The organism is Candidatus Villigracilis proximus (genome assembly GCF_016717045.1).
GTDB classification, from domain to species: domain Bacteria; phylum Chloroflexota; class Anaerolineae; order Anaerolineales; family Villigracilaceae; genus Villigracilis; species Villigracilis proximus.
Map to the genome: position 1 here is coordinate 62,669 of NZ_JADJUO010000021.1, position 13,562 is coordinate 76,230.

The window sequence follows — 13,562 nt, forward strand, 5'->3', positions numbered from 1 at the left end:
TTATTTTCCTAGAGAAAATTTTTCACCGGCGGCATAACTATGGTTTTCTTCTTTCGTGAACACGTGCGCTTTGGCCTTGCCAAATACAGTCCACTCTTCATTGAATTTTCCAATGATGGCCGTATCTTCATCCACGCCGATCATAACCTCACCATCTTTTAATCGATTGCGAAGTGCAGAGACGAGCGGTTTGCCAAATAATGGAATGGCATCAAAATGCGGCATGACAAAAGCAACAGGCACAATTCCAAATGCCGAAAAGGAACGCATGCCTAAGGTGCGGAAGTCAGGAATTTCCCTACCGAGGATCATCGCGCCCGCCGAGCAGCCCGCATATGTTGCACCGCGCGCCCATGCTTTTTCTGCAGCCTGCCACACCAGACTATCTTTCATGGTGCGATGCAGATAGCCCGGATCGCCGCCCGAGAAATAGATCAGGTCCGCATCTTCCACCACCGACGCATGATTCAGATCATTGGCTGATTCTGCGTCGATGACAGGAACAGCTTGAACGTCCGCTCCGAGGCGGGTGAAATGGTCAACGCCCATCTTTGACCAGCGCGACACGCTTGCGTCGCCTTCACGTCCGGCGGCGGTTGGCAAACAAACCACACGCGGCTTGCGTCCATCTTCTGCGCCACAATTGGCGAGCAGATAACGATCCACGTCATCCATAACGGAAAGATATTCTCCAGAACCTAATAAAGCAATTTGACCCTTCATGATTTACCTGCTGCCACTTAATAAAGCGGGCGTCATTTTCTTCAACGCAACATGCAATAAATTTAAAGTATTCTTCCAATCATCCACCCGTGAAACGCTGACCGGTGAATGGGTATAACGATGCGGCACAGAGACCGAGACCACGGGCACGCCGGCACGTGATTGCTGGATCGCGCCCGCATTCGTGCCGCCGCCACCCGGCTGACGGAATTGATATTGAATTTTTTCCTTCTCGGCCGTCTCTGCCAAAAAGCGCACCAAGCGCGGATCATCCAGCGTGGACGAGTTTGCCATATAAATTGCCGGACCAAAACCAAGCCTGGTGTTGTATGTGTAATTTTCACCGCCGTCATAATCAGGCAGATCACGCGCCGGTGTGGAATCAACGGCAATCGCCAGATCAGGTTCAAAATAATGAGCCGCAACCTTTGCGCCGCGCAAACCGATCTCTTCCTGCACGCTGAAAGATAAACATAACTCAATATTCTTTGGCGCATTCTTAAGCAACTCGATCAAGATCGCTATGCCGATACGATCATCAATGGCTTTGGACATGATGGACGGGCCGACTATTTTAAACTTTGTAGCAAAGGTGGCGCGGTCACCCACACTGGCTTTGCCTTCGGGGCCAAGGTCAATGCGCATGGCATCAGTTTCAATAGTGTGCTGACGTTCTTCAGCTGTCGTCAAATGAATCGGCTTCGCGCCGATCACACCCAATGCATGATCCTTGCCAACGATCACTTGCTTGCCCACCAGATGACGCGGGTCAATGCCGCCGACAACCTCAAAATTAAAGAAGCCTTCGCTATCATCGTTCACAATCATGAAACCGACTTCGTCCATATGTGCATCGAGCAGAACACGCAACGGTTTTTTGCCCGCGGATTTTTTCCGAACGAGCACGCTGCCAAGCGCATCCACTTTCACTTCGTCGGCGTAGGGTTTTACTTCTTCCAACACAATGCGGCGTACTTCGCCTTCGTCACCAGAGACAGACATTGCGTTGCATAATTTTTCGAGCAGTTTGATTTGTGGTGTGCCAATTGAGAGCATGTTGATTAATCCCAGGCGATCTTATTAATAAAATCTGCTTCAAGCGAAGCGACAAATTCAGCCAACAAACGCCCCGCGCGTTGAATATCTTTCAATGCCACCAACTCCACGGGTGTGTGCATGTATCTTTCAGGAATACTAATGACCATCGTCGGAATGCCCTCAGCGGTTAATTGCATGGCATCGGCATCGGTGGATGAATATTGCGGCATGGCTTCATCCTTTACAGGAATTTCAACACGCTCGGCAACTTCCTTGAATCGTTTATGCAAAAATGGATGCATACTTGGGCCAATGCCCAGCGTGACCCCTTTGCCGATCGGGAACGCGGAATAATCAGTTGAGCCGGTGCCTTTGCCAAAGGTCATATCGAGCGCAATCGCAATCGTCGGGCGGATCTGATAAGTGGATGTATACGCGCCCGCGAATGTTTCCTCTTCCTGAACAGATGCCAGCGCCCAAACATCCCAGGCGTGCGACTTGGCTTGCAGTTCTTCGAGACAGATCGTAAGCGCCGCGACTGATGCACGGTTATCCAATGTATGACCGCTCACGCATCCACCGGACATTTCAACTGGTTCTGTTCCGAAGGCCACTCTATCCCCGATGCAGACTTTCTTTGAGACTTCGTTTGGCGTGAAGCCTGTATCTACAAAAAGATATTGAAGTGCAACTGCGCCAGCACCTTTACCTTCAGGAAGTAAATTAGTGGGAGGCATGACAACGACGCCATATAATTCCTCCCCGCTCCCCGAAGCATGGACAATGACCGGTGTGCCCGGCAGGACTCGCGAATCCACGCCGCCGATATTTGTCACATATAAAAAGCCATCCACAATGCGGGAGACCATCAAACCGATGGCATCCATGTGGGTGGCGATCAAAACTGAGGGACGAGATGCTTTCCCGGAAACAGAACCAGTTTTCAGTCCATGAATTGAACCGAGTCTGCTTCGGCTGATCTCATCCACCAGTGGAGTCCACTTTTGTTCGATGAGAGTCGCAACAGGCGCTTCATGTCCAGAAAGGCCGGCGACAGAGATAATTGATTTTAGAAATGGCAGGATGTCACTCATGAGTAATATAGCCTAAAGTCTTTAATAAAAAAACCAGCCTTGCGGGCAAGTTTTTTAACTATCCACCGAACGGAGTTAACGTAGGAGTGGGCGTGCTGGATGGTGTTGGTGTGTTTGTGGCGGTCGGTGTTAATGTGGGCGTTAATGTAATGGTGGGAGTTAATGAAGGGGTGAAGGTGATGGTTGGAGTGAATGTAGGCGTAAATGTATTGGTGGCTGTGAATGTTGCTGTATCGGTGGCAGTGGATGTAAAAGTTGGCGTAACTGTATTTGGCTGAAAGAAAGTTAATGTAACTGTGGGCGTAGCGGTTTCAGACGGAGTGTTCGTAATCGATGGTGTGAGAATAACCGGAGTTCCGCTCATTGTGGGAGAAGGAAGCGTGCCGGTTGATGTGATCGTAAAAGTAAGTGTAATGGTGGGAGTGGCTGTAACGCGTGTATCGGGAGCAAGGGAAAGCGCAACAAAGCCGATGCAATAGCAGGGAATGGTGGCAAGGATGACCGCAAGAATGCTCATGCGGCGGCGTGTGTTGATCGAGTCAGATTGAAACATATTGGGTCGATTATAATCCATCATCACTTAAGACCTGACAGGTTTTGAAAACCTGCCGGCCTTGAACCCACAGGATACGCTTCATATGATTCCACGCCACCTTCGTATTTCAGGTTTTCTCTCTTATCGCGACCCCGTTGAGTTGGATTTCGACTCTTTTGACCTTGCCTGCATCTCCGGCCATAACGGCGCGGGGAAATCATCCCTGCTCGACGCGATGACCTGGGTTCTCTTCGGTGAAGCCCGTGGAAAAAGCACAGATGTTATTAATTTAAATCAGGATGTAAAAGCCGCAGAAGTTGCGTTGACTTTCGCTTACGAGGGCAATGTATTTCGTGTACAAAGAACTCTAACGCGCGGAAAGAGCACGGTGCTAGAGTTCCAGATTATGGACGATGGACGGGACCGTGGACGATGAAACGGTCGATGGTCAACCGTCTATGGTCCAACAATGGAAACCGCTGACCGAGAAAACGACTCGCGATACGCAAGCACGCATTGAGCAAACCCTGCGGCTGGATTACGATACTTTCATTAACGCCTCCTTCTTTCTGCAAGGCAAGGCGGATGAATTCACACAAAGAAAATCGAGCGAACGCAAGGCGGTATTAAGCACCATTCTCGGCCTTGAAATTTGGGATACCTACAAGGAACGCACCGCCGAAAAACGAAAGCAGATCGAAGGCGACGTGCAGGAAATTGATGGCCGCGTGGCTGAGATCGACTCAGAACTCGCCGAAGAGGATGCACGCAAGTCACGGCTGGCAGAACTTGAGAACACACTTAAACAATTATCGGCCACGCGTAACGTTCAGGAATCCGCACTGGAGAATATCAAAAAGAACGCGGCGTTAATTAACGAACAACGCAAACTGGCTGAGACACTATCTTCAACACTCGAACGCGCACACACCTCCCTTGCGGCTCATGAAACCCGCCTCGCGGAAAAAGAATCCGAGCGCAGCAATTACGCCGACCTGGTCAACCGCGCAAAGGAAATCGAATCTGCTTACAAGTCGTGGCAAAAAGTCCGCAAGGAATTGGAAGACCTTGAAAAAACAGCGCTGGAATTCCGCGAGCATGACAAAGAACGAGAACCATTGCGGGAGGAAATAGCGGTAGAAAAGGCTAAGCTGGAGCAGGAACAGAGTGCTTTGAGTGATCAGTGGACAGTGATTAGTGGTCAGTTATCAGTAATCAGTGAGTTGGAAGAAAAAGTTGCAGCGGCGCAAGCGTCCCTGCTTGAAGTGCAGGCGAAGGTTGAAGAACGCAATGAGTTAAGCAATCAGCAGACCGAAGCACGCGAGAAGAACGCGGCGCTGAAAGTGGAAAACGAATCCCTGCGCAAGGAAATGGACGAGATCAAGAAACGCATCGACTCGCTTGAAGAAACTCAAAACGACGCCGCCTGCCCCGTCTGCGGACAGGAATTAAGCGCGGCGCATCGCAAATCCACGCTGAAAGAGTTGAACAAGGAAGGCAAAGACAAAGGCGACCAGTTCCGTTCCAACAAAACCAAGTTAGAAGAAATCGAATTACAAATTACCAATTACCAATTACAAATTACCCAACTTGCTTCTGCTGAAAAAGACATGCTCATCCATTCAAACACTATTTCGCAACTCACCGAGCGGATCGAGAGTCTTAAGTCCGCTGAAAAGGAATGGGAGAAGACGGGCAAAAAACGTCTAGCAGAAGTCAGCAAGACATTGGCAAAAGAAACCTACGCAGCCGATGCGCGCAAGCAATTAACGAAACTCGACAAGGAACTTGCAAAGCTCGGCTACGATACTTTTGCGCATGATGAACTGCGCAAAAAGGAAATCGAGTTACGTGAGATCGAAAGCGATTATCACAATTTGGATTCTGCCCGTAAAGTGAGCAAACAAATTGAAGGCGAAATAGAAAGTTTGAAAGAAGAAAGAAAAAAGAAGAAAGAGGAAATTTCCGAGCAGGAGAAATCCTACGAAAAAATTGCACAGGCTCTGGCTGAGTCTGAAACGCTCTCGCCAGATGTAAACAAAGTGGAACGTGAATTGTTCGCTTTGCGTGAAGATGAAAACGAAACACGTTCACAGGTCGGCGCGGCACGCCAAAAAGTGGAAACGCTCACCACGCTTCGTTCGCGCAAAACAGAGTACTCCGGTCAGCGTGAAGAACTCAATCAGCAGATCGTACGTCACAAAACATTGGAACGCGCCTTTGGCAAAGACGGCGTACCCGCTTTGCTAATCGAACAAGCCCTGCCGCAGATTGAAGAGAAAGCAAACGACCTGCTGGACCAACTAAGCAACGATCAAATGTCGATCGGATTCGTGACACAAGAAAAATACAAGGATAAAAAACGCGATGACCTGAAAGAAACGCTTGACATCCAGATCAGCGATTCAGCCGGTCTGCGTGATTACGAAATGTACTCCGGCGGCGAAGCCTTCCGCGTTAACTTTGCCATCCGCCTTGCGCTCTCGGAAATTCTTTCACAACGCAAAGGCGCGCGCCTGCAAACCCTTGTTATTGATGAAGGCTTTGGCTCGCAGGATGCCCAGGGCCGTCAACGATTGATCGAAGCCATCAACCTTGTCAAACATGACTTCGCAAAAATCCTCATCATCACCCACCTCGACGAAATCAAAGATGCCTTCCCAAATCGCATCGAAGTTGAGAAGACGGAACGCGGATCAACTGTCACCGTTATATAAAAGAAAGTCGAAGGTCAAAGGTCAAAAGTCATTTTCTCGACCTTCGACTTTCGGCCTTTGACTCTTAAAAGCCCATGCCTTATCTCATCACATCCACCATCCTCTTTCTTGCCGCGCTCATCATCATTTACTGGATTCACAATCAGTATCATCTTGATATTATCGTCACGCCGGCTCCCCCGCCTGCCGCAAACGCGCCGCTTATTTCAATTTGTATCCCCGCCCGCAACGAAGAAAATAATATTCGCAACTGTGTCGAGTCTGCGCTGCGGCAGGATTATCCCAACATTGAAGTCGTTGTCTTGGATGATCGCTCCACTGATGCCACTCTGACTCAATTAAAAGAAATCGCGTCTGGTGACTCCCGTCTCCTCCCAATCAGCGGATCAGACCTACCCGAAGGCTGGGCCGGAAAACCTTATGCATTATTCCAGGCCTCGGCAGCCGCACATGGCGAGTGGTTATGCTTTGTAGACGCCGATACCTTCCTCACGCCACATGCGATTTCATCCTGTTATGCAAAAGCCCTCGAAACTAAAGCGGACATGTTCACCACGATGAATGAACAAGTGCTTGGCTCCTTCTGGGAAAAAGTTGTCATGCCGCTCGTGATGACTGCGCTCTCGGTCGGCTTCTCACCGCGCAAGGTCAACGACCCGGCCACCCGCGATGCCATCGCCAATGGACAATTCATCATGATTCGGCGGACAGTCTACGACTCCATCGGCGGACATGAAAAAGTAAAAGACCAGATCGTCGAAGATAAGGCCATCTCCGAACAAGTCAAATGGAACGGACATCGCCTAATCGTGGCCGACGGCATGAAAGTGATCCGCACACGCATGTACACCGACCTCCCTTCGATGTGGGAAGGCTGGACGAAGAACATCTACCTCGGCCTGCGCGACCACCCATCCATGTTAATGCTTGGCGCGTTTGGAGCAACCCTCTCATTGATCGCGGCCTTATTTCTTCCGCTCTGGCCCATACTTGGAATCAGCTGGTATTTCAATCAGGGAAATTGGCTGGCGATTGCTGTGATCCTTGAAGCGCTGATCGTTTGGGGCTCGTTAATTTATCTACGGGTAAAAGTGGCTCACAAGATGAACATTTCTGGCTGGTATGCGTTGACCACACCTCTGGGCGCAGGCGTATTTGCCGCCATGATGCTCACCTCAGCCTGGAAAGTGATCTCAGGTCAGGGAGTTACCTGGCGCGGCAGGAAATACCACCAAAATAAAAATAAGTGACAAATGTAACTTGACGACAACAACCTAAATTGTTATATTCCGTGAACTCTTGTTAAAGGTAACGAAATATAACAATTATGACGACATCCATAGACCGCGAAAAGAAAATCTTAGAATTGCTGCAAAAACAGGGGAGCGCCTCCATCCAGGAATTGGTGGGGGCTTTTGGCGTTTCAAACATGACCATCCATCGCGAGTTGAACAAGTTGGCAGATGCGGGAGTCATACAGAAAAAGCATGGCGGCGTTTCGCTGGTCACCAAATCCCCTACTGAAGACTCAAGCCAGTGTGCCATGTGTAACAAACCCATTTCAGCGCGGACAGTTTTTATTGTGCAGCTTGAGAATGGTGAGCAAAAACGCGCCTGCTGCGCCCATTGCGGATTAATGATCCAGGGGCAGTCCAAAGGCGCATTCCAATCCCTTACGGCTGATTATTTACACGGTCACATTATCAGCGCTAATCAGGCAATTTATATCCTCGGCAGCGACTTGATGATCTGTTGCGTGCCGAGTGTGTTGAGCTTTGGGTCACGGCAGGATGCTGAAAAATTTCAACGGGGTTTCAATGGCATATTAGCCACCATGGAAGAGACCATTCAACATATGCATAAAATGATGCACGCGCACCAACAAAGCGCGTGATTCAGAAATATTCAAAAAAAAGGAAGAGAAAAATTATGAAAAAAGTTTTGATGATGTTGGTTTTGGTGGGAACTCTGATTTTAAGCGCGTGTGGCGGCGGAATGGCCCAAACCGAAGATCACGACCATGCAGCGGGAACAGGCGTTGAAGTGCATGATGCCTGGGCACGCTCTGCCATGAAAGATGGCAATGGCGCCGCCTATATGCTCGTACATAATCCCCGCACTGAAGATGATGCCATCATAGGTGCCTCCTCTGATGCGGCCAATGTGGTGGAAATTCATTTGAGCCAGATGAAAGCCGATGGCACGATGGAAATGATCAAGCAGGAATCCATCGCCGTTCCTGCCGAAGGCGAAGTGGAACTCAAGCCCGGCAGTTATCATGTGATGCTGATCGGTCTCAAGCAGGATCTCAAAGCTGGCGACGAGATCACGGTCACATTGCACTTTACACACCATGAAGATATTACGTTGACTGTCCCTGTGATGGACGCCGAAAATATGGGCGGCTCCGGCATGGACGGACACAATATGATGGAAGCCACAACCACTCCTTAAGAATTTGCACTTTCGCCGGTGCATTCTCCTTTAACGTCCTGCTAATGAAGTAGCAGGACGTTATTTTTTTTGGCAGGTAATGTTCGAGCAAGAAAATGCCCATTGCAGCGAAACAGGTACGAGCGGGAACGAAACGGGGGTACATCCACAAAAAGATCTTTTAATCCAAAACTTATTTTCGACCTAAATCTGTGACAAAAGTTACAGATTGTTTCCCCTGGCTGCCTTATATTAATCTTAATCTTATCCAAGGAGAGCCAATGTCAAAACTTCCATTCACTATTGCAATAGCAGCCGCGATCTTTGCGCTGGGATATTTTGCGTTTGTGACGGACGCCGCTTCGTATGGAGGCAGCGCTCCTGAAACATGCGCAAATTGCCACGTGATGGATTCTCAATATGAGAACTGGTATCACGGTGCGCATGAAGGGTTTGCCCAATGCACCGATTGTCATTTGCCGCACGATAATTTTGCGGTGTATTACGCAGAGAAGGGAAGGCAGGGCGCGAAAGATGTTTTTGCTTTTGTGACGGGGGATATTCCCGTGCAGATTCGCGCGAGTGAAAAAACAAAAGAGATCATTCAGGCCAATTGTGTTCACTGTCATGAAAGCGCCGCCGAAACAGTGGTGATGGGCGCGCAGCCGTTTGACCGTTATTGCTGGGACTGTCATCGGGATGTGGCGCATGGTACGCGCGGCGCAGCAAATATCCCTTATCAAGACTCGACACTTGATCCAATTAAATAAAGGAGAATGCATCAATGAAAAATTACACCAATCTAATTTTGACAGGGCTTGTGATCGTTCTGGCTGCGGTGCTTGTAGGAGTTCTAACGTATGTAAAGAATCAACCTGCTGAAGAGCGCGCCGTGCAGCCACTGGTTGAGATCGCGCCGATGGAACCTGATTCAACCAAATGGGCGGTTAACTTTCCCAACCAATATGATTCTTAATGAAGACCAAAACCAATAACGTAGATACCGTCTACGGTGGTTCTTCGCAATTCTCATGGCTGGAGCGTGATCCGCGTCAGGTGATTTTGTTTGCCGGGTATCCATTCAGCAAGGATTACAACGATGACCGCGGACATATCAACATGCTTGAAGATGTGCGCGCAACCAAGCGTTTGAATTTAGATGACTCAGATCCCAAACATACACCCGCCACCTGCTATTCCTGCAAATCTTCTGATAACCCGGGTCTGTGGGCTGAGCTGGGCATGGAAGCCTACGACAAGATGTCATTCAATGAAATGACACCAAACATCAACAATACCATTGGCTGTGCCAACTGCCACGAAGCCGAAACCATGCGTTTGATCGTGACCAATCCCGCACTTAAAGAAGCCTTTGAACGTCAGGGCAAGGATTGGGAAACTTTCTCACGTCAGGAAATGCGGACCGTGGTCTGCGCGAATTGCCATGTTGAATATTATTTCAAGGGCGATGGCAAATATCTCACCTTCCCGTGGGACAATGGCACAACCGTTGTGGAAATCTCTCTTATTATGAAGAAGCGGGTTTCAAAGATTGGGTGTATCCAGAAACTGAAACCCCCATGCTTAAGGCACAGCATCCTGAATATGAATTCTTCACCGCGGGTTCCACGCACTACAACGCGGGTGTTTCCTGCGCAGATTGTCACATGCCATACACAAGCGACGGCGCCACAAAATACTCTTCACACGATGTGCATAGTCCACTGTTTAATGCTGAACAATCTTGTGGTCAATGCCATGCGGATACAGAGTTTGTCGTTGAACGTGTGAACACCATTCAGGAACAGGTTGCCACCACCAAGATCGATACAGAAGATGCGATCATTGATGCGGTCAACGCCATCAAGGCCGCTGTCGCAGCTGGCAACGCCGACCCTGCCTTGCTGGATGAAGCTCGCAAATTTCATCGTGAAGCGCAGTATATGTGGGACATCGTCTCTGCTGAAAACAGCACCGGCTTCCACAATCCTGAATACGCATTAAAGACTCTAGCTGATGCCACCAACCGCGCGCGACAGGCACAAATGCTCGCGGCACAATCCATCGGCGACACTTCCCTGCTTGCTACAGATACCTACTATCCTGCGCCATAAGATTTCATTACAATCAAAATCCCCGTCAGCAATGATGGGGATTTTTGTTTTTTGGGAACAAACCAAGATATAGCCGCGTCAATATGAGAAGAGGTAAAAACCATGAAAAAACTAATCCTGCTCACACTTATTGTTATTCTCACCGCCTGTTCGATCAACCCGCCCGCTTCCGAAATTCAAACAAATAAAACCAAATGGGAAAATGCAAAGATCGCACATTATCGTTATAACCTGTCCATTAGCTGCTTTTGCGCATTTATGGACGACATGCCATTGAGTATTGAAGTGGAAAATGGCGCACTTATTTCCATCACCGCCAAAAACGGGACGATCGTTGACTCAAGCAGCGCCTTCTACGAAATGTACCTTCCCCACTCGACGATAGACCGCATCTTTCTTAATCTGGAAGCTGATCTTGCAGGAAAAGCAGATGAGGTGGCTGTGACCTACGACCCGGCCTACGGCTACCCAACCAGCATCAGCGTTGACCGCATCAAGGAAGCCGTGGACGATGAAGTCTCATACTTCATCACCAATTTTGAAATAATCAAGTAAACAAAAAGCGGACTGTTGAAAATTCAACAGTCCGCTTTTTGTTTTAATACTCACTCCAGCCATTGGGAAAATATTTCTTTATCTGCGATCTGAATTTTTCTGTCTTCTATCTTAATCGCGCCGCTGCGTTCCATTTCCTTTAGAGAACGCGCCACTACTTCCCTTACCGTACCCAGCCGCGCCGCAAGCTGTTCCTGAGTCCAATGGGATGTGGATTTTTCCTCAGACATTTCCGCGATCAGACGCGCCAGGCGATGTGTCACTTGATAGAACGCCATCTCGCTAACCTTGTGAACCATACCGCGCAGCATCCTGCCAAAATTCCCCAATACTTTTTGTGCAAATATAGGATGTGTCATAACAAGCGTATGTAATTTTTCGCTATTGATCACCCACGCCTGACAAATCTCCAAAGCCTCTACATTGACGGGATTCGCTCCCCCATCAAAAGCGGGGACTTCGGCAAAAGTATCCCCTTCCTGCAAAATGCGGACAATATATTGCCGTCCCTGCGGCGAGACGCGAAATATCTTGGCACTGCCTGACTCCAGAATATATAAACCATCACACGGGTCGCCCTCCCAAAGAAGCACGGTACCGCGTGGATATTCCCGAAGAGACATAAACTCTGTGATTTCCACCAACATCGTCTGAGGCAGATCATCAAAATATTCATTACCGAGCAATACTTTGATCTTTTCCTTCGTGCCTGTTTCAATTAATTTCATGGAAAATTTCTATAACTCACCCGCCAGTACCTGATCTGTACCGCGATTGATCTCCCATGGGTAGACAATGCGGGCATCGGTCACCGCCGCATAATAATCAGGGCGCACACTTCCAAACAAATTACGATATGGATTGAAATGTAAAACACAGGTTTCAGAGAATCCACCTGCAGCAGAGACACGGTTCTTCACCGCAGTGATCGTTCGCCCGGAACCCCAAACATCGTCCACGATCAGGGTTGGACGTCCGCGCAATTTATCTTCAGCAGGGAATTGAATAAACTCAGGCCAGACCATCAGATTGGATTTTTCCGTTTTGGATTGCGCGGGGAAGTCCACGGCAGCGGTTAGGATATGCGTAATATCCATGGCTTCAGCCAACATTCCGCCCGGAATAATACCGCCACGTGTGATTAACACCATCGCGGTGAATTCACGGCGGAACTGGGGCAGAAGATAATCAATTAACTTATCCACTTCTTGCCAGGTGATCATTTCACGGCGAGGTTCAGGTTGCATATTTATATACTCTTTCATCTTTCGTCTTTCTTCCATTAAAAAGAAGAAAGACGAAAGAAATTAAATTACGCCAATACCGCCGCCAGAGGAGCAGGAGCCATCACCGGCACGGAACTTCCCTCAGCCTTGGCTATTTCCACGTCACGCGCCCAGATATACAGGCAGGTGTGATACGCGGTGCTGGTGTAGGAGCTGAACAAACTTGCAACCATCACAAAGGTGAAGAAGATTAATGCGCCAGTGGCAATTCCCACAATTGAAATGACAGTATTTCCATTGGAGATGAACGCTAAACCGCCGCCAATCGCAAAGGCGATCACAAGTCCGATCACACCAAATACGAAGCCGATCAGCCCGGTCACCCAGCGTACGCCAACGGTGCTGATACCGATCAACAACAGATTTTCCTTGGTGATCTTTACGATACGGGCCAGTCCATCCTTAAGATTAAGATCATCAATCACCATAGCCGGCAAAACCAGCAGAGCGGCTTCGGTCCATAAGGCTTCAACCACACGCATGGCAGAACGTAAGATGCCTGCCAATACATTATTTTTTCTATTCCCCTGAGTCATGTTGCGCAGCACACCCACCAAAGTGGAAACTGCCGCCAGGGTGAGAATATCAAAAAAGTCACGGCGCACAATATGCCAGGCTTCACTCATACGTCCATCGCCTCTGGTCAGGTATCCATAGATCAAATGAATGGTCATCGCAGAGAAAACATAAGTCACCACAAATTGAACGAACATTAGAATGGCGCTCAAAATTCCCATAATAATGTTTCCAATCTGGCTGCCACCAAATGCAAAAGCAACGATAAGAATAGGAATAATTCCGATCACTGAAATGATCATCCCAACGATCAGTGCATAGATCGATGGCTTAAGCAGATCCTTATCCTTAAAAGCCATACTCCATGCCTGTTTCAGAAAGGCCCAACCACGTGAAAAACTCTGCATAACATACTCTCCTCTTTATAATGATGAGTTGATTATAGCAAAAATAAAGAAAGATGAAAGAGCAAAGAGAAAGCCATAGAATGCATTATGGATCAGGTCTCCCCGCTTGAAATCATGACGATGTCCAATCTTTTGAGACATTTC

At 48.6% G+C, this 13,562-nt stretch carries 15 protein-coding genes and 1 pseudogene; 9 read left to right on the forward strand and 7 right to left on the reverse strand.

Going from position 1 to position 13,562, the window contains the following annotated elements; genetic code table 11:
- Genes IPL71_RS20135 through IPL71_RS20150 form a run of 4 tightly spaced genes read right to left on the reverse strand, consistent with a single transcriptional unit; the run spans nt 1 to nt 3,408 of the window.
- Nucleotides 1–723, reverse strand: coding sequence for a Type 1 glutamine amidotransferase-like domain-containing protein (locus tag IPL71_RS20135; protein ID WP_345324726.1), 723 nt, complete (start codon nt 721–723; stop codon nt 1–3).
- A 3-nt stretch (nt 724–726) separates the two neighbouring features.
- Nucleotides 727–1,779, reverse strand: coding sequence for a M42 family metallopeptidase (locus IPL71_RS20140; protein WP_345324728.1), 1,053 nt, complete (start codon nt 1,777–1,779; stop codon nt 727–729).
- 5 nt (nt 1,780–1,784) lie between these two features.
- Entirely contained in the window at nt 1,785–2,855 is a 1,071-nt protein-coding gene (locus IPL71_RS20145) for a M20/M25/M40 family metallo-hydrolase (RefSeq protein ID WP_345324730.1), read from the reverse strand.
- Between the two features lie 58 nt (nt 2,856–2,913).
- Nucleotides 2,914–3,408, reverse strand: coding sequence for a hypothetical protein (locus IPL71_RS20150; protein ID WP_345324732.1), 495 nt, complete (start codon nt 3,406–3,408; stop codon nt 2,914–2,916).
- A gap of 85 nt (nt 3,409–3,493) precedes the next feature.
- On the opposite strand from IPL71_RS20150, the gene IPL71_RS20155 reads away from it, so the two are divergent.
- The 9 genes and pseudogenes from IPL71_RS20155 (at nt 3,494) to IPL71_RS20195 (ending at nt 11,209) form a co-directional block, all read left to right on the forward strand.
- Nucleotides 3,494–3,826, forward strand: coding sequence for an AAA family ATPase (locus IPL71_RS20155; RefSeq protein ID WP_345324734.1), 333 nt, complete (start codon nt 3,494–3,496; stop codon nt 3,824–3,826).
- The gene (locus IPL71_RS20160) at nt 3,816–6,107 is read left to right on the forward strand and encodes an SbcC/MukB-like Walker B domain-containing protein (RefSeq protein WP_345324736.1); all 2,292 of its coding nucleotides are present in this window, start codon (nt 3,816–3,818) and stop codon (nt 6,105–6,107) included. Before IPL71_RS20155 ends, IPL71_RS20160 begins: the two co-directional genes overlap by 11 nt.
- Nucleotides 6,108–6,181: 74 nt before the next feature.
- Nucleotides 6,182–7,357, forward strand: a complete 1,176-nt coding sequence (locus IPL71_RS20165) for a glycosyltransferase (RefSeq protein ID WP_345324738.1) — start codon at nt 6,182–6,184, stop codon at nt 7,355–7,357.
- A 77-nt stretch (nt 7,358–7,434) separates the two neighbouring features.
- On the forward strand, nt 7,435–8,001 hold the full coding sequence (locus tag IPL71_RS20170; protein WP_345324740.1) for a DeoR family transcriptional regulator: 567 nt from the start codon (nt 7,435–7,437) through the stop codon (nt 7,999–8,001).
- Nucleotides 8,002–8,036: 35 nt separating this feature from the next.
- Nucleotides 8,037–8,561, forward strand: coding sequence for a copper chaperone PCu(A)C (locus tag IPL71_RS20175; protein WP_345324743.1), 525 nt, complete (start codon nt 8,037–8,039; stop codon nt 8,559–8,561).
- A 260-nt stretch (nt 8,562–8,821) separates the two neighbouring features.
- The gene (gene nrfH / locus IPL71_RS20180) at nt 8,822–9,310 is read left to right on the forward strand and encodes a cytochrome c nitrite reductase small subunit (protein ID WP_345324745.1); all 489 of its coding nucleotides are present in this window, start codon (nt 8,822–8,824) and stop codon (nt 9,308–9,310) included.
- Nucleotides 9,311–9,324: 14 nt separating this feature from the next.
- Nucleotides 9,325–9,516, forward strand: coding sequence for a hypothetical protein (locus tag IPL71_RS20185; RefSeq protein WP_345324747.1), 192 nt, complete (start codon nt 9,325–9,327; stop codon nt 9,514–9,516).
- Nucleotides 9,516–10,654 (forward strand): annotated as a pseudogene (locus tag IPL71_RS20190) (ammonia-forming cytochrome c nitrite reductase subunit c552). Before IPL71_RS20185 ends, IPL71_RS20190 begins: the two are co-directional and overlap by 1 nt.
- A 102-nt stretch (nt 10,655–10,756) precedes the next feature.
- On the forward strand, nt 10,757–11,209 hold the full coding sequence (locus IPL71_RS20195) for a DUF6174 domain-containing protein (protein WP_345324748.1): 453 nt from the start codon (nt 10,757–10,759) through the stop codon (nt 11,207–11,209).
- Nucleotides 11,210–11,259: 50 nt separating this feature from the next.
- On the opposite strand, the gene IPL71_RS20200 is transcribed toward IPL71_RS20195, so the two are convergent.
- From IPL71_RS20200 to IPL71_RS20210, 3 genes are all read right to left on the reverse strand, one after another.
- Nucleotides 11,260–11,937 (reverse strand): Crp/Fnr family transcriptional regulator, encoded by a 678-nt coding sequence (locus IPL71_RS20200; RefSeq protein ID WP_345324750.1) that lies wholly within the window; start codon nt 11,935–11,937, stop codon nt 11,260–11,262.
- Between the two features lie 9 nt (nt 11,938–11,946).
- Entirely contained in the window at nt 11,947–12,456 is a 510-nt protein-coding gene (locus IPL71_RS20205) for a phosphoribosyltransferase (protein WP_345324752.1), read from the reverse strand.
- A gap of 65 nt (nt 12,457–12,521) precedes the next feature.
- Entirely contained in the window at nt 12,522–13,418 is an 897-nt protein-coding gene (locus tag IPL71_RS20210) for a hypothetical protein (protein WP_345324754.1), read from the reverse strand.
- Nucleotides 13,419–13,562: the final 144 nt, after the last annotated feature.